This window comes from Dyella tabacisoli, assembly GCF_003350925.1.
GTDB lineage: Bacteria > Pseudomonadota > Gammaproteobacteria > Xanthomonadales > Rhodanobacteraceae > Dyella_C > Dyella_C tabacisoli.
This window is the reverse complement of the sequence record NZ_KZ857174.1, coordinates 290,932-315,151: the sequence shown is the minus strand read 5'-3', so window position 1 is coordinate 315,151 and position 24,220 is coordinate 290,932. Positions and strand designations below refer to the sequence as shown.

The following is a 24,220-nucleotide window of genomic DNA, read 5'->3' as shown; positions in this document are numbered from 1 at the left end:
CGATCACGCGCAGGCGCAGAGCACGTCATGCTGCTTGGCACGCTTATGACTGCCTTACTCGCCGTAACCCCTTCCTACGTGGCAGCTAACGAGCCCAATGGCATCACCTGGCGTGAGCAGCACGCGCACATCACCGTCGACAGCAACCACAACTACACACTCGAAGGCCCGTTCGGTCGTCGCAACATCAGCGTGGCAGCGTGGCAAACACAAACCGCCAGCCCGCTGTTCGACGGCCTGTTCGCGCTAGCGCAGGACGATCTCCAACGCGACTCGGTTAACGCCATTGCCGACGACGCTTTCGATCGCGGCCAAGCCATCCCCTGTCACTGCTTTGAAACCGGTGAGAAGTGGCACTACGTATGGACACGGGATCTCTCTTACGCGGTGGATCTCGGCTTATGGCGATTCGACCCCGCGCGAGCTAAAGCGTCGCTGCGTTTCAAGCTATCGGACGTGCGCGAGCCAGGTGCGGCACAAGGCCTGTATGTGCTGCAAGACACCGGTTCGGGTGGTAGCTGGCCGATCAGTACGGATCGCATGGTGTGGTTTCTCGGCGCGCGCCATCTGCTGGGCGACCAGGCCTTTGCCGAGCAGGTTCGCCAGGCGCTTACCGACACCCTGGCACAAGACCGGCAATACGTATTCGATACCGACTACGGCCTCTATCGCGGCGAAACCTCGTTTCTCGACTGGCGCGAACAAAGCTATCCGGGCTGGACGGCCAAGGATGTGAGCTTTATCGCCCAGTCTTTCGCGCTATCGACCAATGTGCTGCATTACGAGGCGCTGCGCCTAGCCGCCACGCTGGCCGCGCAACATGGCGATAGCAAGGCCGCCGACTATCGCGCGCAGGCACAGGCGTTGAAGCTGGCCATCAATACGCATTTCTGGCGTAGCAATCGCGGCCTGTATATGAGTTACATCGGCAGTGACGGCGCCCCGTTCGAGGCCTATGACTTGCTCGGCACGGCGCTAGCCATCACCAGCGGTGTCGCCGAGGGTGATCGCGCGCGCGCCGCACTGGCAAACTATCCTAGCTGGCCGGCCGGCAGCCCGGTGATCTGGCCCGAACGCGCCGACCAGCCGATTTATCACAACCGCGCGATCTGGCCGTTCGTCAGCGCCTATGCCTTGCGCGCCGCGCGCACGGTGAACGACCCGGCGCGTATTGCACACGAGCTTCTATCGCTCATGCGCGGCAGCGCGCTGGCCGGTTCGAACATGGAAAACTTCGAGCTAACCACGCAAGCCATTCATGTCGATGACGGCCTGCTCAGCGGCCCGGTAGTCGATTCGCCGCGTCAGCTATGGTCGGTAGCCGGCTATCTCGATATGGTCATCCAAGGTGTTTTTGGTCTTACCGACGATGGCCGGATCGAACCGAAATTGCCGGTATCGCTGGTACCGATGTTGTTTGGCGATAAGCAACGCATCAGCCTGCAATTGCCCGAACAACAGATCACCCTGGTGCGCCCGCGCTCACTCGACGGCGACCTGCTGATTGCCGGCAACACACGCCACGATGGCACGCAGACCGTGGTGGAGCTGAAAGCCGTATCCGCACCGTCATTGCCCCTGCGCACCGATGCAGCGCTGTTCGCACCACCGACACCGGCGGCACCGACCGCGACACGCGATGGCACTTATTGGCGTATCGGCGTCAGCGGCAAGGCATCGCCTTTCAAAAACATGCTCTATATCGACGGCAAGCCTCACGGCATGATCGATGGCGCGACCCGCATCGCGCAGCAACCCACGCGACAGTGCCTGAGCGTGACCCGGCTGGCTGACGATGGGCTGGAATCGCTGCCCGGCCCCAGCCTGTGCCTAGGCGATATGACACGTATCGGCGGTGCATGGCCACGGCACTGGACTGCCCCGACCGACAGCCGATTCGAAGTCGCCTTGAACTACACCAACGACCACGGGCCGATCAATACCGGTATTACAGCGGCAGTGAAGTGGCTCGACGTACAGTGTGACGGCAGCGCTGCGCAGAGCCTGCCATTGGTTATGCCGCACAGCAGTGGCGAGCAACGCTCCACCACCGCCCGCTCCACCAGGGCCATATTCACTGCACATGCCGGCGCGCGATGTGTGTTTTCACTAAGCGAAGGTTTCAATATGAGCTTGCTGCGTCACAACGCGCATTACACCGGCGGCCAGGGCGGCATCGACGGAGCCCTGAATACCGCCGCGATGGGCGATCTGCTGATTGTGCCGACACCATGAGCACGAAACCTGCACTGTCGTTCTGGCAAATCTGGAATATGTGTTTCGGCTTTCTCGGCATTCAATTCGGTTTTGCCCTGCAGAACGCCAATGTCAGCCGGATCTTTCAAACGCTTGGCGCCGATGTCGCCGACATCCCGATACTGTGGATTGCCGCGCCGCTGACCGGCCTGATCGTGCAACCGATCGTCGGCCATTACTCCGACCGTACCTGGAACCGCCTGGGCCGGCGTCGCCCGTATTTTCTTGTCGGCGCCGTGCTGACCACCCTGGCGTTGCTATACATGCCCAACGCACCGGCGCTGTGGATCGCCGCCGGCTTGTTGTGGATCATGGATGCCTCGATCAATGTATCGATGGAGCCATTCCGCGCCTTTGTCGGCGACCAGTTGCCGCCCCGGCAACGGCCGCTTGGCTATGCCATGCAAAGCTTTTTTATCGGCATGGGCGCCGTGGTGGCCTCCTTGCTGCCCTGGCTGCTGACCCAACTCGGCTTCAGCAATACGCCCGGCCCGAGCGGCATCCCCGATACCGTGAAGTACGCGTTCTATGCAGGTGCCGCGGTGCTGCTCGGCGCGGTCCTATGGACCGTGCTTTCCACGCGCGAATACCCACCTGAGGCGCTACTGGCCTTCGATGAAAGCGCACCCTCAGCGACACCATCCATCGACGCCAAGGCAGCGCAACGCCACGGTCTGTGGTGGACGCTGGCAGGTGTTATCGGCGCGCTGCTGCTCGGCAGCCGGCATGGCGATCATGAGCTGTACCTGCTCGCCGGCGGGATGATTGTTTACGGCCTATCGCTGTTGTGGCTGAGTCGCTCGCAGCGCGGCGACTCGCCCGTGCACAGTCCGTCCAAAGCCAACATGCTCAGCCAGGTCATGAGCGACCTCTACACCATGCCCGACGCCATGCGCCGGCTGGCCTGGGTGCAATTCTTCTCGTGGTTCGCGCTGTTCGCGATGTGGATCTACACCACTGCGGCGGTAACCGCCGTGCACTACGGCAGCACCGACACGCATTCGGCGGCCTATAACGAAGGCGCCAACTGGGTCGGTGTGCTGTTTGCCGCCTACAACGGCTTTGCCGCCGTGGCCGCCGTGGTGATACCGCTGATGGTACGGCGCCTGGGTCTACGCATAAGCCATCTCATCAACGTCTGGCTGGGTGGCGCCGCACTGCTGTCGTTTCTGTTTATCCGCGATCCGCATTGGCTGTTGCTGTCGATGGTTGGGGTGGGCTTTGCATGGGCATCGATCTTGTCGCTGCCCTATGCGCTGCTGTCGGACAACCTTCCCGCGCAAAAAATGGGCGTCTATATGGGCATCTTCAATTTCTTCATTGTAATCCCGCAATTGCTCGCCGCCAGCGTGCTGGGCGTGCTGCTGAAAGTTTTTTTCCACGGCCAGCCGATCTATGCGCTGGTATTGGGCGGCGCCAGCCTGATCGTTGCCGGGCTTTGCGTGCTGCGCGTGCGCGAACCGGCGAATCCAACGATGCAGACCGCGATGACAACGGAAGCCTCATCATGACCAGCAAGACGACACTGCTCGGCATCGCCCTGGCGCTGGCGGCGGGGCAAACTCAGGCCGCCACGGCATCGCCGCAGTTCTACGGCACCGACCACCCCTTCGCGGCCCATGCGATCTACTTCGTCATGACCGACCGCTTCGTCAACGGCGACCCCGGCAACGATCATCGCGACCAGGGCGGCGCTCACCGCACGTTCGATATTCCAGTGCCCGGCCCGAATGGAGAGAGCGACAACATCGGCTACCTCGGCGGCGATTTCAAAGGCATTCTCGACAACGCCCGCTATATCCGCGACATGGGCTTTGGCGCGGTGTGGATTACCCCTATCGTCGACAACCCCGACGAAGCCTTCACTGGTGGTGACCCAGTGAGCTGGGGCGCATCGCTGGCCGATCGCGGCAAGACCGGGTACCACGGTTATTGGGGGGTGAACTTCTACAAGCTCGACGAGCATCTCCCGAGCAAAGACCTCGATTTCGCGCAATTCACGCAGAGAATGCGCGCGCAAGGCCTCAAGACCGTACTCGACATCGTGCTCAATCACGGCTCGCCGGCCTTCAGCATGCCCAAAGCACAGCCGCAGTTCGGGCAGATTTTCGACCGGGACGGCAAACTGATCGCCGATCACCAGAACCTGCCGCCGTCAGAGCTCGATCCGGTGCGCAACCCTTTGCACCGCTTCTATCACGCCTACGAAGACCTGGCTCAGCTCTCCAATAACGACGACGAAAACCCCGCCGTACTCGACTACTTCGTCGGTGCCTACCAGCAGTGGATCGATCAGGGCGCCGATGCGTTTCGCATCGACACCATCAGCCATATGCCCACGGCATTCTGGAAGCAGTTCTCTGCCCGCATCCGCGCCGGACATCCGGGCTTTTTCATGTTTGGCGAGGCATTCGATTACAACCCCGACAATATCGGCCAATACACCTGGGCCAAAAACGGCGGCATCAGCGTACTCGACTTCCCCTTGCGCGGACGCATGGCCGAAGTGTTCGAACACCCGCATAGCGACTTTCGCCAGCTCGGCGAACATCTCTATCTGCGCAATGGTCCCTACGCCAACCCCTACGAGCTGGTGACCTTTTACGACAACCACGATATGAAGCGGCTCAATGCCAGCGACAGCGGCTTTATCGATGCCAATAACTGGCTATTCACCGCGCGCGGCATACCGGCGATTTACTACGGTTCGGAGATCGGCTTCATGCGCGGTCGCGGCGAGCACGAAGGCAACCGCAACTACTTCGGCCAGCAACGCATCGATGCCGCGCCAAAAAACCCGATCTACCGACAGCTCAAGCGCATCGCACAACTGCGTCAACGCACTCCCGCGTTGCAAAAGGGCCTGATGCTGCTGGTACGGATGCAGGGCGATCAGGCGGCGTTCTATCGCGTGTATCAAAAAGACGGCGTGCATCAGATCGCGCTGGTGCTGCTCAACAAGGGCGATACCGCGGCCAGTTTCGAGGTCAGCGACTACCTGCAAGCCGGGCACTGGCTGGCAGCTTTCGGCGGCGGCCATACGGATGTAGCCCAAAGCGGCACACTGCGCGCCACCGTGGCCGCCCACGACGCACAGATCTATCTGCTTGACGCCACTGCCAGCCGGCCCGACCTCGTGGCTGAGCTGACCCGCTTGATGCAGGAGAAGGGACATCCCGCTTCGGAGAAATAGATCAGAGGCTTATCGCTTCGACACATTGACGTTGCCTGGGACATACCAGCGCCACAGGTGCTCCATGCCGCGACTGATACCGATGCGTGCCGTGCCGACGAGGTTTTCCGGTGGTGCGATGCCATCGTCAAGCACGCTGAAACCCTGCTGCGCCGAGACTAGATCAATACCGTTCTGAGCACCGGCAATCCCCATCGCCTGGGTGAGGCGCGCCGGGCCACTGCATAACTCTTGGTCGCGCTTGACGCGCGCGCGTGCGCTGCGCATTTGCTCAATGCCCGCGATGGGCTCCAATGCGCGCAGCAATACCCCCGAGCCCTGCCCCTCAGCTTCGCAAACGGTGTTGCAACACCAATGCATCCCATAAGTGAAATAGACATACATAAAGCCGGGTGGCCCGAACATCGTCGCGTTACGCGCCGTCTTGCCCCTATAGGTATGCGCGGCAGGGTCGATATCTCCACGATAGGCCTCGACCTCGACGATGCGGCCGGCACGTCCACTAGAAGATGCCAGCACTTTATTGAGCAGCTCTGGCGCTACGACGAGCGGATCGCGATCGTAAAAGGATCGTGGCAAAGGCACGCCAGGCCAGGCCGGCAGGGGAGATAAATGCACGTTAACGCTCACAGGATGGGTCGCCGATAGGTGCTCGCTCTGTGCGCTATTGTCCGGCAGTCCGTAGCACAAAGTCTCAGAAGTTCACCTCAGTCAGCCTCCTCCCTGCTCCCGAAGGGAGTCCCTTTTTCGGGACAAGCAGGGGATGGTTGAGGAGGAGTGCGGACTAGCCGCAAGATTTCACCCCCTCCCAGCCTCCCCCTTCAAGCAGGGGGAGGGGCCGGAGCAGCCGTGCAAATTCAATCTCACGCTTAAACGCTTTGTCTCGCTGTGACATCTCACTCGCCAATCGTCCAAATCTCCACTAACCCTGCCCAGGCCCTTGTGATGAAACCGATACTCCATGCATGGCTGCTTGCTGGACTGCTGTTGACCCCGAGCGCCCACGCGCAACTTGTACCCGGTTCGATGGAAGTGCAGTGGAACCCCGGTGCGGAAGACTGTGCCGCCCACCCGCAAGCGCCGTTGCAGGTGCATCGATATAACGCTCAGACATTTATTCTGCGCGAGAACCCGTGCAGTACCGAAGAAGCACCCTTTATGTATTTGCTGGTGGGGTCGAACAAGGCGCTATTGATCGACACCGGCGACATCGCCGATCCCAAGCAGATGCCGTTGGCCTCAACGGTGATGTCGCTATTGCCCGGAGAAGGTGCGGCGAAACTGCCGCTGGTCGTGGTGCATACCCATGGCCATCTCGATCACCGTTCGGCGGACCCTCAATTCCAGGCATTGCCGCATGTCGATGTGGCCGGTACCGACCTTGCTCACGTGCAACAGTATTTCGGCTTTAAGGATTGGCCGAACGGCGTTGCCCAGGTGGATTTGGGCGACCGCGTGGTCGACGTGCTGCCGACCCCCGGACACTACCCGTCCCATGTGACGTACTACGACCGCGCGACCGGGCTAGTGTTCTCCGGCGACTTCTTCATGCCCGGACGACTCATCATCGACGACAGCAAAGCAGACCTCGCCAGTGCGCAGCGCATCGTCGACTTCGTCAGTACCCGGCCAGTCAGCTATGTACTGGGCGGCCATATCGAACTCGATGCCAACGGCCAGAACCTGCCGATGGGCGGCACCTACCATCCGCACGAACACGCCCTGCCCATGACCAAGCAGGACTTACTCGGCCTGCCGGCAACCCTCGCCCACTTCAATGGCATCTACAGCACCGACGGCATCTTCGTGATGTACAACCAGACCCGCATGCTGTGGCTGTTCGGCTCAGCCGTTGTCGTGGTGATGGTGCTTATCGGATGGGGACTGCGCGGACTACTGCGTCGCCGCAAGAATCGGCGATTGCAGCGGGCCATGCAGACTGGTATTTAACATACCTATCCTTGGAAATAACAACCCATTCGACACCTTAGTCAATCAGTGACCACCACGTAAATCACAAATACAAGCATAAGTAAAGCCGCAACCGGATTTAGAACATTTATCCATCTGACATATAAATAATCCGATGGAAGCATTTCTTTTGAATATCCAATTCTTAATTTATTAACAAATCCAGTCGTATTAGTCATATAACCTGGACGACCAACGTTGTCGTATATACCTGGATATCTCAATCGTAATATGTAAATGACTTTAGCGCGCAAAAATGATATGGCGATAACTACAGCCGCAAATAAAGACCACAAGATCATAAACATCAGGTTGGACACCCGCACTGAATATATCCAGATGATGTCACAAATGATCTTCCAATAGCAGCCGTAGACCCTACCGCTATGCCACCCGCAGGGCTCCCATGATGGAGCACCCGAATACCCTCGCCCAGCCACGTACTTCCATAAGATGGGCCTGCATCCACTAGATACTGTGGCACCCTCACTGGAATAAATGCCGTTCCATCCGAACCATGTCTGTACTGTACGCGACATGAGGAATCACACTGCCACCCGAGACCTCTGTCCCGCATTCAAAAATCATAAGTACCGGTCAACATATAAGTTCGCCGGTTGTGCAGCGAGACGAATCGCTCGTCAAACAGATCGCTGTACAGGTTTCTGCCGAACAGATTCTTGATGCCTAGCGTCACCCCCCAATGCTTCGCGCGGTAGGACACATTGGCATCGACCCTGGCCTGTCCGGGGATATTGAAATAAGCGCTGTCGTCCGAGATTTGCCCCAGGCTGTGGCTGCGTGCAAGCACACCGGCGGCGACGCCCCAGCCATGCAGCGCCTCGCCCTGAAACCAATAGCTGGCCCACAGATTGAAGCGCTGGCGGGACGCGCCGGTCGGCAAGCTGCCGTCGTGATTGCGAATATGCGCGTTGGTGTAGCTTGCGCTGATATCCATGCCGGGGGCCACGCGGCCGGTGAACTCGACCTCCAGGCCCTCGTTGGTTTGACCCGGACCCGGCATGGCGAAAAACGGCGGCTGCACCGAGAGCACATCCACACTGCGGTCGAGCATGATGCGATAGGCCGAGGCGGTCAGCCGGGCCTGATGCTGGAATAGATCGAACTTCGCGCCGGCTTCGAGCTGTCGCGAAAATGCCGGCATCAAGGGCTGGCCGTTCTGCCCTAGCAGGGTGTCGGGCTGAAAGCCGCTGGCGGTGCTGGCAAAGAGCGAGATCTCGGGCGTGGCCTTATAGACCACACCGACGTTAGGCACCCATTGCGTCTTGTGCAAGGTCCAGGCGTTGCCGTTGATGTCGTCAGTCGAAAGCTCATAGGACCAGCGACGCAACGCCAGCAGCACATCCCAATACTCGCCGATCGCGATCTGGTCTTGCAGAAACAGACCGCTATTGGTCGACCAAGGGCTTCCCGGCGTATGAAAGTCGTTGCTCGGCTGAATCACCGACTTCGCGGACGGCAGCGGTTCGGAAGTAAAGACGTTATGCGCGAAGCCAGCGCTGGTATCGAGAAAATCGTCGCTGCTGCCGACATGCGAACGCGCATAGTCGAAGCCGAGTACCACACGGTGCGTCAGCATGCCGTGCTGGAAGATGCCGACGATGTCGTTCTGCAAGGTGTAATACGCATCGGAATAGCGGTAGACCTCCGCCATCGCATTGACATCGCCGCTGGGCATGGCATTGCTCAGCGTCCAGTTCTGCTGACTTATGGTCTGGCTGACGTATTGACCATGACTGCGGAACGTCCAGTCATTATTGAACCGGTGCTCGAACAGGTAATAAAAGCGGCTGGTCTGATACGTCGCGTGATCGCTCGGATTGCCCAGCAAAAGACCCGCAGGCGTAGCGGAATCGACACTGCTGTCGAGCAGTATCGTGTGATCGGGAATAGGCAACCGGTTGATGATGCGCGCGCCGCCGACAACGATCTTGGTCTTCTCGTCTTGCCAGCCGATAGACGGCGCGAAATAGCTGTTGCGCTGACCGTAATAGCCCTGTGTCGTGCGGTCCGCATATTCGCCCGATAGCACCAACCGATAGGTCAGGCTTTTGCTGCCGGTCAGTGGCCCGGCCAGATCGACACCGATCTGGGTGTCGCCGCGTTCGCCCACCGCGTAGCTAAGCTGGCGAACCGGCTCGCTCTGTGGCTGCTTCATCACCACGTTGATAAGGCCGCCGAAATTATTATTGACCGAGTAATCGCCCAGGACTGACTGCGGCCCTTTCAACACCTCCACCCGCTCCACGCCGATCAACGGGGGGAAGTCGCTCGAACCGGTAAAGCTGTTGGGCATGCCGTCGGTCATGCCGCTGCCGGTGTAAAAGCCGCGTATCTGGAATAACGGCACGCCGGCTGAGCCATCAATCGCCTGCACACCTGCGACATTGCGCACGGCGTCGGCCACGGTGAGGATCTGCTGCGAATCCATCAGGTCACGTGTGACGATGCTGATCGACTGCGGCACATCGATCAGCGCGGAGTCGGTGCGCGTGGCACTGCTGCTGACGTCGGCCATATAACCGATATCCCGCCCAACCAATCCTTGAGAGTGCACCGGCGCAAGCAGCTTGGCATCGGCGATGGCCGCGCCGGCTGGGGCCGCCAGCGCCGTATGGGACGAGCCGGCCGGTATCGGCGCCAACGGCCTGACCACTACGGTTCCCGCGTCGACAAATTCGTAACTCAGCCCGCTACCTTGCAGCAAGCTGACGAGTGCCGCGTCTGCGCTGAGCGAACCGTTCACACCGCCCGAGTGAAAGGCTTCGATGGTGCCACCGGCGGTGAGCACCTGCACATTGGCCTGTTTGCCGAAAGCGATCAACGCCGTGGAAAGCGCTTGCGGCGGGATCGCAAAATGGATCGGCAACGCCGCCGATGCGGTACGCACCGGCATCTCCGCCGCACCGAATGCGGCAAAGGGCACCGCCAGGCAGGCGCAGGCGAACAGCAGGACAACTCGGCTCATGACATCCGCTTTCCCCAAAGCGAAAGCGGGCAGTTTGACACGCGTCCGGCATGAATAGCAGTACGGCAACGCAGCTACTAAATCAGCGTTTAGGAACGGCCCATGCCGCCATCAGCATGCCGGCGAGCCGTCCATTGCCCACGCTAGTGGCGTCCCGCCCTGGAGAGCACCACTTGGTGAGTCCCCTTGCTCACATGCAAGGGGAAAACCTCCGGCAAGGCATTTAGCCAACTGTCGATGGCGTCTGTCTTGACGGTGCCGGTAAAGGTCAGCGGCCCCAGATCGGCATCGGCGATATGCAGCGGGCGCGCGCTGTAGCGGTTGATATTGGCAACCACCACATCAAGTGGCTCGTTGACGAATTCCAGCCGATCGTTGCGCCATGCCGTGGCCTGCTCGGAGGTGATACTGCTGACGCTCATGGTGGACTTCAGTGGATCGTAAGAGACCAGTTGACCGGCAACCGCCTCAAGCATCTTCTCGCCGCGCGCACTGCCTTTGTTGAAAATCTGCACGCGCCCTTCGGTGACCGCGATAGTTACGTGCTGGCCGGTGCGGCGCACGTCGAAAGCCGTGCCTACATCGCGAATGGATAGGTTACCGGCAGTGACGACAAAGGGTCGCTGCGCATTGTGTACCACCTCGAAAAACGCTTCGCCGGCACCTAACTCAACCTGGCGCTCGCTCTTGTTGAAGCGCGTGGTCAAGGTAGTGGCACCGCCCAGCGCCACCGTCGAGCCATCCGATAGCGTGATATCCCGGTTATTGGCTACCTCGCTGACATAGACCTGTGGCGCCGTACGGGCCTCGAACTGGCTCCAGGCCAGATAGCCGCCAAGCAACGCCATCAGTGCCGAAGCCGCTGCCGCCAGCGGAATCCAGCGACGCAGCGATACGGTCGGCCGCGCGAATTCAGCGATCAGTTGGCGACGAGCCATATCATCGAGTTCGCCAAACCGGTTCGCCAGTTCGGTCACCCGTTCGAAAGCCATTAAATGCTGCTCACTCGCATGGGTCCATTCCAGCCATTGCTCCACTGTCTCGATCGCGCTATTGGGATCGCGCAGCCGCGTCCACCAATCGGCGGCCGTGTGCAGCGTGCGCTCATCGAGCCGCATACCCGCAAGCAAAATCTTCTCTTCCTTGGTCTTTACCATCATGGCATCTCCGGTTCGTCGACCCGCGCGCGGCAGTGCGCCAGCGCGTTGGAGACGTGATAGCGCACCATGCGCTCGCTGATTTTCATGGCTTGCGCAACGACGCTGAAATCGCGTCCTTCGATCACATGCATCACGAAAGCCCGACTGGTCTTGGTCGGCAACTCGCGCAGCGCCTTGCGCAGATCGCGCATTTGTTCGATGGCCGATACGTGCCGCTCGGGAACCGGGGCAACGTGCAAGTCTTCGGCAGGTTGTTCAATAGACATATCGTTTCGCACCTTGCGCATGCGTAGTCGATCGACGGCCAGGTTCGCCGCGATCCGAAACAGGTAGGCACGTAAAGAGCCGACCTGTTCGGGATGCTCCAGCGTGAATATGCGCATATAGGCTTCCTGCGCCAGCTCCTGTGCATCGGACAGGGAGTTAAGCCGGCACTGCAGAAAGGCGATCAATGCGCGATTGTGTTCGCGGAACAGCTCCGACACCTGCGCCGCGTGTTCTGGCGGCGCCATGGCGTCAAGGCCTGCCTCGCTGGCTTTACCTAACTTATCCACGACGCTTTCCGGCGATCATCTTGATATGACTTAGCCGATTCTAACCCTTGCTTCAACGGAGTTCTGGCCGACCATGCGGGAGCCGCTTCAAGCGCATGGCCGAGCAGCCGCTCGATCTCGATACGCAATGCCTCGCGCCGGCGGAATGCCGAGCGATGGTTGCTGGGAACCTCCGATTCCGATTTCCGGCTGAGCTGCTCGGGAAGAATGAACCAGCCATTGCCGACTTGCCTGCCCCCCTGCTCCTGCCAGAACGCATCGTAGTCGGCCTGGAATGTACGGCGAACCTGACGCAGAGGGTGCGCCGCATTGCTCACCGTCCAAATACGCTTGATACCGTATTGCCGTGCAAACGCATAAGCCAACGAAAGCATTAGCTGCTTGGGCCGCATGCCATGCATGTTTCGGGTCAGATCGCGTACGACATCCCTGCTGCTCTCCCCGGCGGGCCCCTGAATGCAGCCGATCGCGATCGTTGGCCGATAGTCGATGACGCTAAGAACAATGCGGTAAAGCAGATGATCGTTCGCATCACGCAGCTCGATGCTCAACTCACCCTCGCAACCCATCAGGATCGGCGGTCGCAGGCAAAGTTTCAGCGGGCTGCCGTCTTTCAAAGTGACGGTTCCCAAGGTGGCGTTGCCATCGGTGTAAATCGCCTCGAACAATGCTTTGGGCAACCGGGTAAGCACAAACCGGTAGTGACTCTGAATACTCAGCAGGCGTGCCGACCGATTCCAATGCGCATTGATATAGCGATGAAAATGACGCTCCAGCACACGTGGATCCCGACGCCGGTACGTACACATCGCCTGATTGCGATAGACGAAATCCAGATACCGCCCATGCCGCAATGGCATGCAAAGCACCCGCGCAAGGTATTTGGCCGCCTTTATGTAGCGCTTTAACCGACTGCCGCTCCAATCGGTACGTTCACGCAATGAGCTTACGAAGTTCATCAAGGCGAGCGGGGGCGCCAGACCACGCGCACGCGCCAGCCGTTCAGTGACGAACAGGCGCAGCCTGTCGAACATGCCCGGACCGGCATCCGCGCATTCGCTGACCGCAAAAATGGCCCCGGCATCCATGGTGTCGGCCCCGGATTGGTTGTTCAGCTTGTTCAAAACGCGAGACCCGTGTGATGGCTATGTCTTGTCTAAGACGTTTACGGGTCCAGAAATTGAAATGGCCGGCGAATCTTTTTTGCTATTGGACGCAGGCGGGTGCGTCCATGAACGGACTCGACGTTAAGACACCCCAGAGCAGACCCGGCGCTACGGCTTGCGCAGACTCGACCGCCGCACCACCAGCTTCACCGGCAAGATCGCGCTTTGTGCCGGCTCATTGCGGATCAATCGCAGCAGATTGGTCACCAGCATCTCGCCGGCTTGCTTAGTGTCCTGCACCACCGTGGTCAAGGGCGGATTGACGAAGCTGGCCATGGGGATGTCGTCGAAACCGACCAACGCGACATCTTGCGGCACCCGTAAGCCATGCTCGTTCAACGCGTGCAGCGCACCGATCGCGATCAAGTCGCTGGCGGCGAACACCGCATCGAATTCGATATGCCGCCGCAGCAAGGTTTGCATCGCCTCATAGCCGGAACGCTCCGTGCTTTCGGCATTGACCTGCAACGAGCTTTCCAATGCCAGGCCCGCTTGTTCCAGCGCAGCGGCATAGCCGCGATAGCGTTCGAAAAATTCCGGGTAATGACTGGAGGCATCGCCGAGAAACGCGATCTGCCGGCAACCTTGGTCGAGCAAATGTTCGGCCACTACACGACCGCCATGGAAGTTATCGCAACCAATGGAAATATCGAGTTGATCGGGCAGCACCGCACCCCAGCGGACAAAGCGCGTCTCCTGCGCCAGCAACTTGCCCAGCTTGTCGCAATAGGCCAGATAGTCGCCATAGCCAAGCAAGATGATGCCATCGGCCTTTTTGCTGTCGGCGAAATCGGCGTGCCAGTCGCGTGAAAACTGCTGAAACGAAATCAGCAAATCGTAGCCATGCTTGGCACAGGCACGAGTAATCGAACCGAGCATCGAAAGAAAAAACGGATTGATATGCGATTCGTCAGCGGTCGGATCTTCGAAAAACAGCAAGGCCAACGTACCCGAATGCCGCTTGCGTAAGTTGGAAGCGTTCTTGTCGACCTTGTAATTAAGCTCATCCGCCGCCGCCTGTACCCGCCGCCGCGTTTCTTCACTGACTTGCAGGCTGCCACGCAAAGCACGCGACACCGTGGCTTGGGAGACCCCGGCCCGGTCGGCTATATCGAACGAGGTCGCTTTACTCTTGATCCGCATCTTGAACCGCACCTTGTTTCAAGCACCCCTGTTATGGCCGCGGCTTCGTAGCCATGACGGGGGGAATGCTAGCGCGTTGTGGGGGGTTGTGGTTTTGGCGTAGTTTCTTGTGTTTTCGCTGGGTTGTTCGCCTGCGGCGGGGTTTCGGCCACCTGCCGGTGGTCGAGTCACTTTTCTTTGCTTGCTCAAAGAAAAGTAACTAAAAGAAAGAGCACCCCGATGCAGCGCTCTCCGGGCATCCTGCCCTGCGAGTGCGTGAGGCTTGGCCGGGCTTTTCGACAGGGCTTCCTGCCCTGGCGAAAAGGCATCGACATCCATGTCGATGCCCCTGCGGGCCTTGTCGTCCAAGCCTCACCGCTGCATAGGGGCCCCAAAAGCAGCGCGCGTCCTGCGCGCACTCGGGTGCGACTGCAGTCGCCGATGAATGAGATGGTGAGGCAGCGTGACTCCCTCCCCTGCTAGCAGGGGGAGGGGCAAAAGCGGCGCAGCGGCTGCTTTTGACGTTGCTTTTGATCTTGCTCTTGACCTTGGGGCCCCTGTGCGTCGGTGAGGGTCGGACGACAAGGCCCGTAGGGGGCTCGACATGGATGTCGAGCCCTTTTCGCCAGGGCAGGAGCCCTGTCGAAAAGCCCGGCCGACCCTCACAAGCCCGAAGGGCGACGCGCGGGGTGGCCTTCTCTTTGGTTACTTTCTCTTGGCCATTCAAGAGAAAGTGACTCGACCACCGGCAGGTGGCCGAAAACCGCCGCAGGCGACAACCTAGCGAAGCCCCTTCACCCGCCCCCAGGCCCCAACGGCAACAACAAACTAACCCGCATCCCCCCATCCTCGCGATTAGCCAACGCAATACGCCCCCCATGCGCCTCCGCAATCTCCCGCGCCAACGCCAACCCCAACCCCGTCCCCGAACGTTTGGTCGAGTAAAACGGCAGCAGTGCCTGCGCCAGAACGATCTCGCTCATACCTGGGCCGCGATCGGCGACTTCGATGCGCAAGTCGTGGCCGATCACCGCCAATGCCAGGGTTACTCCGTCCTCCGGGCTGCCTGATTCGTGCGCGTTCTTAATCAGGTTTATCAGCACTTGCTCGACCTGCGCGGCATCGAACCAGCCGGGTTGTTCGGGCACTGTGCCTTGCACGCGGAAGTGGCAATGCAGGGCCAACCCCTGCAGGAAAGACGTCCATTGGATGGCTACCGGCTGCGGCGTCGGCAGCTTGGCGAAGCTGGCATATCCGGCGATAAAGCCATGCAGATGACGGGCGCGTTCGCCGATGGTGGCGAACACGCCGGGCAGGCGCTCGGTATCGCCGCGACGTGCCAGCTCGGCGCCGGAATGTGCCAGTGAAGAGATCGGTGCCAGCGAGTTGTTGAGTTCGTGGCTTATCACGCGGATAACCCGCTTCCAGGTGGCTACTTCCTGCCGTGACAACTCGCGCGTCATGCGTCGAAACAACTGCAGACGGTGTGGCCGGCCTTGTAAGCGAAAACTGCGCTGAGAGAGATGGAAGGTTTCTTCGCCGCCATCCATTTCCACGCTGAGCAGCGCATCTTCGCCACTGCTTGCGGCACGGCGCAAGGCCTCGGGCGCGTTCTTGAGCACACTCGAAAAATCCAGGCCATGCAGGCTGCGCCCCTCGTTGAAGAGGTGACGCGCGGCGATATTGGCGTAAGCCACCCGGTCGCCGGCATCTGTCAGCACCAAGGCCACCGGCGTATTTTGCACCACCGTATCCAACAATAATTCGCGTTGTGCCAGGTGCTGCCGCTGCTCGCGCAGGGTATGGCCCAAGGCATTGTGCATGCGGATCAGCTCGCCCAATTCGTCGCGACGATCCGCCGCGATGGAGAAGCTGAAGTCGCCATCGCGATAGCTCGCCACGGCACCTTCCAAGGCCCGCAGCAGACGGCTCAGCGGACTCATCACCTGGTACGCCAGCCAGAATGACAAGGGCAATAGCAGCAGCACGCTTGCCAGCAAGCCGCCGTAAACACCCCAAGGTGCCGAGGCCGGCACCGCCAGCGCCAGATCCTTGCGCAGCCATTGCAGCACCTGCGGCAACGGCCATTGGGTGATGGCGACAAAGATCAACGCCCCGGACAAGCCCGCAACGCCGAGCAAGGCGGTCAACCGCATTTGCAGGGTGTTCAAACCGCGCGCCATGAAATCTGGTCTTGTGAGGCCCGATCGCGGGAGTCGTGCACTTGGGCCAGCGACAGATGGTGCACGGAACGACTCCTCAAGGCTTTTGGTAGCCGGCATCTTCATACGCCGGCCGGCAGTACAGCAACTTCAGGGATGCTCTGATTCAGAGGATGTCCAGAAGGCCCAATGGATCAGAGTATCCCTAGCCCTGCACCACCAGCCCATACCGCTCCATCCGCCGGTACAGCGCCTGGCGCGACAAGCCCAGGGCCTGTGCCGCACGGCTGACAACGCCATCGGCCTTGCCCAACGCCGCCTCTACCGTTTCACGACTCGGTTCGTCGAGGTTGCGTATCGCCGGCATGGCCTGCTGCGGCAGATTGAGCAGGTCGGGCATGATGCGGCCGTCGCCGGCCAGCAAAGCCGCCCGCTCGATGGCGTTCTTCAGTTCGCGCACATTGCCCGGCCAGGAATAGCTCAGCAATGCTTCGCGGGCAGCGTCGCTCAATACCGCGCGGCCGTTGAGGAAGTGCTCGGCCAGCGGCAGGATGTCGTCGGTGCGATCGGCCAGCGAAGGCAGGTTCACCTCGATCACGTTGAGGCGGTAATACAGATCTTCGCGGAAGGTGCCGGCACGAATCATCGCCTTGAGATCGGCGTTGGTGGCGCTGAGCACACGTACCTTGGCATGACGGGTACGGCCTGAGCCCAATCGCTCGAACTGACCGGTTTCCAGCACGCGCAACAATTTCATCTGGCCGGACAACGGCAAGTTGCCGATTTCGTCGAGAAACAGCGTGCCGCCATCGGCCAGCTCAAACCGGCCTTCGCGCGCTTTGTTTGCGCCGGTATAAGCGCCAGCCTCGGCGCCGAACAGCTCCGCCTCGATCAGCTCGCCTGGCAGCGCACCGCAGTTCACCGCAATAAAGGCGCCGCGCTTGACCGGCGAATTGGCGTGGACGATGGCGGCGATGCGCTCTTTGCCTGCCCCGTTCGGCCCGGTAATAAGTACCGGCACTTCGGAACGGGCGACCTGGCAAGCCAGATCCAGCGTCCGCGCCATCGCCTCGGAGGCAAATACCAGGCCATCTAGCTCATAGCGGCGCTGCAAGTCTTCGCGGCGCTTGCGGCGCTCGTTGCGTGCCCGGCTTACTTCGCGCGTAGATTCCGATAGCTCCAGCAGGTTCTCTACCGTGGTCAATAATTTGCTGTCGTCCCAAGGCTTGGCCAGATAATCGGCCGCGCCCGCCTTGACCAACTCCACCGCCGTTTCCAGATGGGTCCAGGCGGTCAGCAAGATCATCGGCAAATCGGTATGGCGCTGGCGGATCGCACGAAACAGCGCGATACCCTCTTCACCGGAGGTGGTATCGGCGGTGAAGTTCATGTCCTGAATCACCACGTCGATACGTTCGCGCTCCAGCAGCTCCATACCCTGCTCCGGCGTCAACGCGACCAACGCGCGAATGTCGCGCAGCGACAGCGCCAGCGACAACGCCTCACCCACGGCCGGGTTGTCATCAATGATTAGAACGGTACGCATTTTTCTTCTACACATGTCGACATGGATGCAGCTCCACGCGAGAAGGTTGCCATGAACGGGATGATTCGTCGCCGGTAAGTTTTATGGGGTGCTAACAGCGCCCCCTCCCAGCCTCCCCCTGCGACCGAAGGAAGTCCCTTTTCGGGACAAGCAGGGGGAGGAGCAAGAGCGTGCCTCGTTTGACCCCCTCCCCTGCTTGCTGGGGAGGGCTGGGGAGGGGTGCAGACTTGCGCGCCCCTCCATCTCAAGTCAATGAGCGACAGCCATCGGCGACACCGCCGCACCCGCCTTCGCCGCGGCAATCCACTGATTCACGCGCGTTTCCAGCACGTCCAGCGGCAATGCACCGCCACCGAGAATCTCATCGTGGAAGGTGCGGATATCGAAGCGGTCGCCCAACTCTTTTTTCGCGCGTTCACGCAGTTCGAGGATCTTCAACTGACCCATTTTGTAAGCCAGTGCCTGACCGGGCCAGGAGACATAGCGATCGGTCTCGGCCTGAAGATCCGGCTCGTCCTGGCTGGAATGGGTGTGGAAGAAATCCACCATCTGCTGCCGTGTCCAATGCTTGTAGTGCACGCCCGTATCGAGCACGAGGCGATCAGCGCGCAGCAATTCATCGGACAAACGGCCGTAGTCGGACAGCGGATCTTTATAAAAACCGATGTCCTTGCCCAGACGTTCGGCATACAACGCCCAGCCTTCGATATAAGCGGTGTAACCGGCCTGCTGGCGGAACGGCGGCAGCGCCGGCAAGGTTTGCGCGATCGAGATCTGCATGTGGTGACCTGGAATCGCCTCGTGATACGCGGTCGATTCGATCGTCAAGGTGGTGCGGTTGGCGTAATCGCCGGTGTTGATGAATACCTGTCCCGCACGCGCACCGTCCGGCGTGCCTTGGTGATACTCCGCCGCCGAGGCTTCTTTTTCGCGGTACGCCTCGTCCTGTACTACCTCGACCTTGGTCTTGGGCAGCAAGCCGAACAATTTGGGCAACTCCGGCTGCATCTGCGCGATAAAGCCGCGATAGCGATTGAGCAGATCCTCGCGCGAACTCGGGCGCACTTTAGGATCGTTTTTCAACGCGGCGCGGAAGCTCGCCAGATCGGCATAACCCTGCGCCTTGGCAATCTCGGCCATCTCGGCCTCGATGCGCTTGACCTCGGCCAGGCCCAGTGCATGGATGTGCGCTGGGCTCTCGGTGGTCGTGGTCATCTGCTCGACGTCGTAGCGATAGATCGCATCGCCGTTCGGCAACTGCCATATGCCGGGCTGAGTGCGCCCGTGCGGTGCGTAGTCTTTTGCCACGAACTGACCGAGCTTGCGATAAGCCGGCCGCACCTCGTGGTCGATCGCCGCGATGATCGCCTCGCGCAAGCGTTGGCGATCGGCCTCCGGCACGCTATCGGGGAAATGCTTCAGCGGTTCGGCAAATGCATTGTCGGCACCGGCCGGCTTGGCGATGTTGTCGATCTGCACCACGACTTTTTCCAGCAGATACTTCGGCGGCATCAGGCCATCGCGCAGCCCCTGCCGCGCCATCGCGGTCGTCTGCTCCAACACCTTGGAAACATCGTGCAGACGCTGCAGATAATCCTCGTACTGCTTCGTGTTGTTGAATGGAAGCGAGCTGATAAAGCCCGGCAGTTGCAAGTGCGCGCCACTCATCTGATCCAGCGGCATCTCATAAAGCTTCAGATCGGTGCCGCGCAGATTGTCTTTGAGCTGGCGCACCATCAACTGCTGATTGAGTTTGTCCTCACTGGGAAAACCGCTGGTGTCGATAGCCTCGAAACGCTTGAGAAAATCAGCGGTAGCCTTGTACTCGCTCTGCACATGCGCCAGCGAAGCATCGCTCCAACGGTCGTTGTAGCGCAGGTCGCCAAGTACGCTGGCGAACTCCGGGGAGTTCTCCAGCGTGTGCTGCCATTGCTCGGCGAGCAATGCGTTGAGCGTTTTGACCCGCGTGGCTACATCGGCCGATGCAGCGGGTGCCGCCTGGGCACCAGCCGCCAAACTCACCGAGCCCAGCAGGCCTGCGCAAATCAGCATCGATAAAACTTTCATGTTGTCCCCTTCGGTTCGAGGCGTCGCGCCCATGCGAGCCATTGGCCAGCGCCAAATCATGCCAGTACACAACCGAACAAGGCTGCTGTCCTGTGCCAGACAGCATGCATCGCAAGATCTCGCTTCCCATACGGAAGGACGCGCTACACCGAACGCGTCGCCACCACCGGCGGCACCGCCGCCGCTCGCAAGGCCGGGCCCAGCACCGCCAATTGCCCCAGCGCCCATAGCACCAGGGCACCGATAGGCAGGTAATACAACGGCAGGCGTGGTAGCTCGTAGAACTTCATCAGCATGAGGTTCAGCGCGAAAGCCAACAACATGCCAAGCCCGATGCCGCCGCTGACGATAAGGAAATTCTCGGTCTGGAAATAGCTGAGGATGTCTCGACGCGTGGCGCCGATGGCACGGCGTATGCCGATCTGCTTGCGGCGCTGCTGTACCCAGAAGCTGGCCAGGCCGACGATGCCCAGTGCCGTCACCAGCAACAGCGCCAGCACCACCCCGACCAGCATGCCGGCCATGGCACGGTCCTGGCGGAAACGGCTCTCGCGTAGATCACTCACGCTGCGGCTGTCTTCTTGCTCCAACACCGCATCCGGGGCGATCTTGGCGATGGCCGTACGCGCATCGCGCACGACACGCGGCAACTCTGCGGGATCGGCCCGCAATAGATAGGTACCGGCAAACTTCGGCCCCGGTTGCGCCGCCACGAATACCGCCCACTCCGCCGTGTCCGCACCGCGCCCGCCTGGATCGGCCCGCACCAGATGCTCGATCAGGCCAACCACACGAAAATGCAATTTGTCGCACCAGAATTCTTTGCCCAACGGATCGACGCCAGGCCACAAGTGTTCGGCTAACGCGCGAGTCACCAGCACCGTTGAATTGCTCGGCACAAAACTGGTGATTGGCGCATATTCGTCCGGCAGTGGATGCCGCCCCGCGACCACGCGCAAACCAAGTGCGTCAAGCGCACCGGGGCCGCCGAGAAAGAAATCGACCACGCCACCGAAATGTTGTCCGGCGGGATCGAGCGAGATACCTGCAGTGCCCTTGCGCCGACCGAGCGGCACCGTGTTAATGACACTGACCGATTGCACGCCCGGCATGGCGCCCAATCCCGCCGACACACGTGCGTTGAGGTCGACGGCCTGGGCATCTTCAAAACCGGTCAAGCTGATGACTGCCAGGGAAGCCTCGTCCACACCGCTCTGGATATGCATCAATTGCAGGCGATTGGCGATAAGAAAACACGCATTGCACAGCACCGCACAGGCCAGCGCGATCTCCAAGGCGATCAGCAGGGTGGCGAGGCGGTGACGCCGCAGTGCGGAGAAAATGGGTTTGATCTGCATAAAACCTTCCCCTTAGAGTGTTTTCAATTGCAGGCCAGGCGCTACCCGGCTGGCGCGCAACGCCGGCAACACGCCGGCAAGCAAGCTCACCGCAATCGCCAGTACGAAGGTAATCAGGAACATCGCCATATCCAGATGGGCAAGATCGGCATAGACAGCAGGCTGCTGGCGCACCAGCCAGAGTCCCATCAGCGTCAGCAGCCATCCACCCAGGCCGCCAAGCAAACCGATCAGCCCCGCCTCGACCAGGCATTGTGCGAAGAGCGCGCCGCGGGTGGCGCCCAGCGCGCGGCGCACCCCCATTTCGCCCGCGCGGCGCAGAAACTTCGCCAGCAACAGGCCGATCGTGTTGAACAGGCAAATACCGAGGAAACCAAACGCCAGCCAGGTTTGCAGGCGCACGTCGCTGGGCACGACCCGGTTGTAATCCAGCCATTGCATCAGACTGCGCAAGCGGGTGTTCTCGGCATGCGTGTAGCGCCCCAGCGCCTTTTGCTGGGCGGCGTAGTCGGCCACGAAACGAGCGTAATCGCTGACTTTCGCCGAGCTGCCGAGCTGCACCCATAGCGAGATCCAGCTACATGGTGCGTTTTCCAGATGCGCGTAGTCGTCGGGCACACGCCAGCAGTTGAAGACGCCGAAGCTGCCGGCATTGATTTCGAGCCCGCTGAAGAACGGCAGATAGACGTCCTCCGGCTTGCTGTAATAGTCGGCCGTATTGCCGTGCGCGAACCGCCCGCCGGCCACGCTGTAGAACTGCGGCGACGGCCGCCACGGCTTGAGTACGCCGACGATGCGCACGTCAGTGTCCCTGAGTCGCAAGGTACGCCCTACGCTATTGGCCCCACCGAACAGTTTGTCGTTCAACTGCGCGGAAATCACCGCCACCCGTGCACGATGCTCGTCGTCCTGCGCCTGCCAGGCACTGCCATATTGGAACGGCACGTCGAACATCGGGAAAAAATCCGCCGTTGTCGCCAGCATCGGCATCATCAGCGGCGGCAGATTGACGTCAGGCGCACGCAGCTTGATCGTGCTGCTGGCAATCATGGCCTGGCGCTCGGCGCGTTGCGCGTGCCATAGATCCACCGCCGAGTGGTAGTCCATCACGTCGAGCGGCTCCGCATGGTTACCATCCACCGTGACCGGATCGATCTGTGGATAGAACAACGTGCCGCTGCGTGTCGGCACCGGGTCGCCCGACAGCAAGTGCATTACGGTCAGCGTAGTCATGCTCGCGCCGATGCCGACCGCGATCGCCAACACCATCAATGCAGTAAGCACCTTGTTGCGATTGAGGCTGCGCAAAGCAAGATTCAAGTAATAGCCGAACATGGAAATCTCCAAGGATTCTGTCATTCCCTTGCCTGCACAAGAGAGCTTGGAAGCGGGTGAAGCTGTGCACTGCGTCGAAGTACTAGACCGAACGCGTCGCCACCACCGGCGGCACCATTGAAGCGCGCCTGGCCGGCACAAATACCGCAAGCTGCCCCAACACCAGTACCGCAACCACACCGGTCAACACGTAGATCAGCGGCATACGGCTCATCTCGTAGTGACGGATCAACCAAAGATTCAGGATAAATGCGAGCACCAGACCAACCATCGCGCCACCACTGGCGATAAGAAGATTTTCGGTTTGGAAGTAACGCAGAATGTCGATGCGCCGCGCGCCCAACGCACGTCGGATGCCGATCTGATGTTGACGCTGGCCCACCCAGAAGCTGGTAAGGCCGACAATGCCCGCAGCGGTAACGCCAAGCAGGATTAAACACACCGCGCCCATCAAGATCGCCATGCCGATATCGTCGCGATAGGCGCGGGCGCGAATGGCGGCGAACGATTGCGCAGGCGTCTTGATGTCCGCAAACACCCGTAGCGGATTGACCTTATACAGTGCGGCGGGCGCTGCCTGCATCGCTGCCTGCAGGCGCCCCGGCTTGGCACGCACCGCATAAAACGCGAAGAATCCCTCGCGCTGAATCGGCAGCACCACTGAGTTATAGGCAAAGCTCGCCGTCCAGCGATTGAGTCCCGGCACCTGCAGACGCTCCACCACACCGATGATGGTGATGGGTTTGTGAGTCCCGGCCAGATAAACCACTTTGCCCACCGCATCGCCATGCGGAAACAACAAGTCGGCAATCGCCTTGGTCACGATCACGACCGGTGGTTGGCGGATATCGCGCAGCCCCTGATGCAGAATATCCGCGCTGGTAAACGTACGCCCCGCCACCAAGCGCAAGCCCAGCGTCGGCAGCAATTGTTCATCACCCAGATAAAAGCTCACTCGTGCCGTCTGTTGCTGTTGCTCGGGATCCAGGCGGATACCTTCGTTCCAGCTACTGTCGAGCAAGGGCATGCTGGTCGTCGGCGCCACCGATTCGACGTCGGCCAACTGGCGCAGCGCAAGCAGATCCTCCTGCTGCATGGCGCCCAGTTTTTGCGAACTGCCCTCTATCTCTTCGCTCGGTGCGTTGACCCAGGCCTGCTGGATCAGAAACAAATCGCGCTCGACAATGCCGGTGGGCCGGTTCATCCGCTCAATGCGTTCGCCGATGATGAATATCGCGTTGCAGACAATCGCCAGGGTCAACGCTATCTGTAGACCGATCAGCACCACGCCGGCTTTATGTCGGCGCAAGGCGCTGAGAATGGGAGATACGCTCATAATCA

Annotated in this window: 17 protein-coding genes; 4 read left to right on the top strand and 13 right to left on the bottom strand. The window is 60.4% G+C overall.

Features of this window, described 5'->3' with window-relative positions:
- The first annotated feature begins 27 nt into the window (after positions 1-27).
- The 3 genes from DVJ77_RS05440 to DVJ77_RS05430 are packed head-to-tail and all read left to right on the top strand — an operon-like array spanning position 28 to position 5,449.
- Entirely contained in the window at positions 28-2,235 is a 2,208-nt protein-coding gene (locus DVJ77_RS05440; protein WP_114844736.1) for a glucosidase family protein, read from the top strand.
- Positions 2,232-3,767 carry an MFS transporter gene (locus tag DVJ77_RS05435; RefSeq protein ID WP_114844458.1) on the top strand — a complete coding sequence of 512 codons (1,536 nt, stop codon included), beginning with the start codon at positions 2,232-2,234 and terminating at the stop codon, positions 3,765-3,767. The genes DVJ77_RS05440 and DVJ77_RS05435 overlap by 4 nt, the downstream gene beginning before the upstream one ends.
- Entirely contained in the window at positions 3,764-5,449 is a 1,686-nt protein-coding gene (locus DVJ77_RS05430) for an alpha-amylase family glycosyl hydrolase (RefSeq protein ID WP_114844457.1), read from the top strand. Before DVJ77_RS05435 ends, DVJ77_RS05430 begins: the two co-directional genes overlap by 4 nt.
- Before the next feature lie 9 nt (positions 5,450-5,458).
- On the opposite strand, the gene DVJ77_RS05425 is transcribed toward DVJ77_RS05430, so the two are convergent.
- A complete protein-coding gene (locus DVJ77_RS05425; protein ID WP_225427831.1) occupies positions 5,459-6,067 on the bottom strand; it encodes a DNA-3-methyladenine glycosylase in 609 nt (202 codons plus the stop codon).
- A gap of 327 nt (positions 6,068-6,394) precedes the next feature.
- On the opposite strand from DVJ77_RS05425, the gene DVJ77_RS05420 reads away from it, so the two are divergent.
- Entirely contained in the window at positions 6,395-7,399 is a 1,005-nt protein-coding gene (locus tag DVJ77_RS05420; RefSeq protein WP_114844456.1) for an MBL fold metallo-hydrolase, read from the top strand.
- A 41-nt stretch (positions 7,400-7,440) separates the two neighbouring features.
- On the opposite strand, the gene DVJ77_RS21035 is transcribed toward DVJ77_RS05420, so the two are convergent.
- From DVJ77_RS21035 to DVJ77_RS05365, 12 genes are all read right to left on the bottom strand, one after another.
- Positions 7,441-7,728, bottom strand: coding sequence for a hypothetical protein (locus tag DVJ77_RS21035; RefSeq protein ID WP_162791375.1), 288 nt, complete (start codon positions 7,726-7,728; stop codon positions 7,441-7,443).
- A 269-nt stretch (positions 7,729-7,997) separates the two neighbouring features.
- On the bottom strand, positions 7,998-10,409 hold the full coding sequence (locus DVJ77_RS05415; protein ID WP_225427830.1) for a TonB-dependent siderophore receptor: 2,412 nt from the start codon (positions 10,407-10,409) through the stop codon (positions 7,998-8,000).
- Positions 10,410-10,552: 143 nt separating this feature from the next.
- Entirely contained in the window at positions 10,553-11,569 is a 1,017-nt protein-coding gene (locus tag DVJ77_RS05410; RefSeq protein ID WP_225427829.1) for a FecR family protein, read from the bottom strand.
- Complete coding sequence (locus tag DVJ77_RS05405) at positions 11,566-12,081, bottom strand: RNA polymerase sigma factor (RefSeq protein ID WP_114844732.1); 516 nt, start codon at positions 12,079-12,081, stop codon at positions 11,566-11,568. Before DVJ77_RS05405 ends, DVJ77_RS05410 begins: the two co-directional genes overlap by 4 nt.
- A 29-nt stretch (positions 12,082-12,110) precedes the next feature.
- Complete coding sequence (locus DVJ77_RS05400) at positions 12,111-13,247, bottom strand: VirK/YbjX family protein (RefSeq protein WP_162791374.1); 1,137 nt, start codon at positions 13,245-13,247, stop codon at positions 12,111-12,113.
- A 150-nt stretch (positions 13,248-13,397) separates the two neighbouring features.
- Positions 13,398-14,432: a LacI family DNA-binding transcriptional regulator gene (locus DVJ77_RS05395; protein ID WP_191983664.1), complete on the bottom strand. Its 1,035-nt coding sequence runs from the start codon at positions 14,430-14,432 to the stop codon at positions 13,398-13,400.
- A 773-nt stretch (positions 14,433-15,205) separates the two neighbouring features.
- Positions 15,206-16,594 (bottom strand): sensor histidine kinase, encoded by a 1,389-nt coding sequence (locus DVJ77_RS05390; protein ID WP_114844454.1) that lies wholly within the window; start codon positions 16,592-16,594, stop codon positions 15,206-15,208.
- A 184-nt stretch (positions 16,595-16,778) separates the two neighbouring features.
- A complete protein-coding gene (locus DVJ77_RS05385) occupies positions 16,779-18,119 on the bottom strand; it encodes a sigma-54-dependent transcriptional regulator (protein ID WP_114844453.1) in 1,341 nt (446 codons plus the stop codon).
- Between the two features lie 249 nt (positions 18,120-18,368).
- The gene (locus DVJ77_RS05380; protein ID WP_114844730.1) at positions 18,369-20,186 is read right to left on the bottom strand and encodes a DUF885 domain-containing protein; all 1,818 of its coding nucleotides are present in this window, start codon (positions 20,184-20,186) and stop codon (positions 18,369-18,371) included.
- 143 nt (positions 20,187-20,329) lie between these two features.
- Positions 20,330-21,544: an ABC transporter permease gene (locus DVJ77_RS05375; protein ID WP_114844452.1), complete on the bottom strand. Its 1,215-nt coding sequence runs from the start codon at positions 21,542-21,544 to the stop codon at positions 20,330-20,332.
- Between the two features lie 12 nt (positions 21,545-21,556).
- Positions 21,557-22,879, bottom strand: coding sequence for an ABC transporter permease (locus DVJ77_RS05370; protein WP_114844451.1), 1,323 nt, complete (start codon positions 22,877-22,879; stop codon positions 21,557-21,559).
- A gap of 82 nt (positions 22,880-22,961) precedes the next feature.
- Complete coding sequence (locus DVJ77_RS05365; RefSeq protein ID WP_114844450.1) at positions 22,962-24,215, bottom strand: ABC transporter permease; 1,254 nt, start codon at positions 24,213-24,215, stop codon at positions 22,962-22,964.
- Positions 24,216-24,220: the final 5 nt, after the last annotated feature.

Excerpts from the sequence above, each read along its gene's own strand:
- DVJ77_RS05440 (WP_114844736.1), top strand. The coding sequence starts at position 28 with ATGCTGCTTGGCACGCTTATGACTGCCTTACTCGCCGTAACCCCTTCC.
- DVJ77_RS05435 (WP_114844458.1), top strand. The coding sequence starts at position 2,232 with ATGAGCACGAAACCTGCACTGTCGTTCTGGCAAATCTGGAATATGTGT.
- DVJ77_RS05430 (WP_114844457.1), top strand. The coding sequence starts at position 3,764 with ATGACCAGCAAGACGACACTGCTCGGCATCGCCCTGGCGCTGGCGGCG.
- DVJ77_RS05420 (WP_114844456.1), top strand. The coding sequence starts at position 6,395 with ATGAAACCGATACTCCATGCATGGCTGCTTGCTGGACTGCTGTTGACC.
- DVJ77_RS21035 (WP_162791375.1), bottom strand. The coding sequence starts at position 7,728 with ATGTTTATGATCTTGTGGTCTTTATTTGCGGCTGTAGTTATCGCCATA.
- DVJ77_RS05415 (WP_225427830.1), bottom strand. The coding sequence starts at position 10,409 with ATGAGCCGAGTTGTCCTGCTGTTCGCCTGCGCCTGCCTGGCGGTGCCC.
- DVJ77_RS05410 (WP_225427829.1), bottom strand. The coding sequence starts at position 11,569 with ATGATGGTAAAGACCAAGGAAGAGAAGATTTTGCTTGCGGGTATGCGG.
- DVJ77_RS05405 (WP_114844732.1), bottom strand. The coding sequence starts at position 12,081 with ATGGCGCCGCCAGAACACGCGGCGCAGGTGTCGGAGCTGTTCCGCGAA.
- DVJ77_RS05395 (WP_191983664.1), bottom strand. The coding sequence starts at position 14,432 with ATGCGGATCAAGAGTAAAGCGACCTCGTTCGATATAGCCGACCGGGCC.
- DVJ77_RS05390 (WP_114844454.1), bottom strand. The coding sequence starts at position 16,594 with ATGGCGCGCGGTTTGAACACCCTGCAAATGCGGTTGACCGCCTTGCTC.
- DVJ77_RS05385 (WP_114844453.1), bottom strand. The coding sequence starts at position 18,119 with ATGCGTACCGTTCTAATCATTGATGACAACCCGGCCGTGGGTGAGGCG.
- DVJ77_RS05380 (WP_114844730.1), bottom strand. The coding sequence starts at position 20,186 with ATGAAAGTTTTATCGATGCTGATTTGCGCAGGCCTGCTGGGCTCGGTG.
- DVJ77_RS05375 (WP_114844452.1), bottom strand. The coding sequence starts at position 21,544 with ATGCAGATCAAACCCATTTTCTCCGCACTGCGGCGTCACCGCCTCGCC.
- DVJ77_RS05370 (WP_114844451.1), bottom strand. The coding sequence starts at position 22,879 with ATGTTCGGCTATTACTTGAATCTTGCTTTGCGCAGCCTCAATCGCAAC.
- DVJ77_RS05365 (WP_114844450.1), bottom strand. The coding sequence starts at position 24,215 with ATGAGCGTATCTCCCATTCTCAGCGCCTTGCGCCGACATAAAGCCGGC.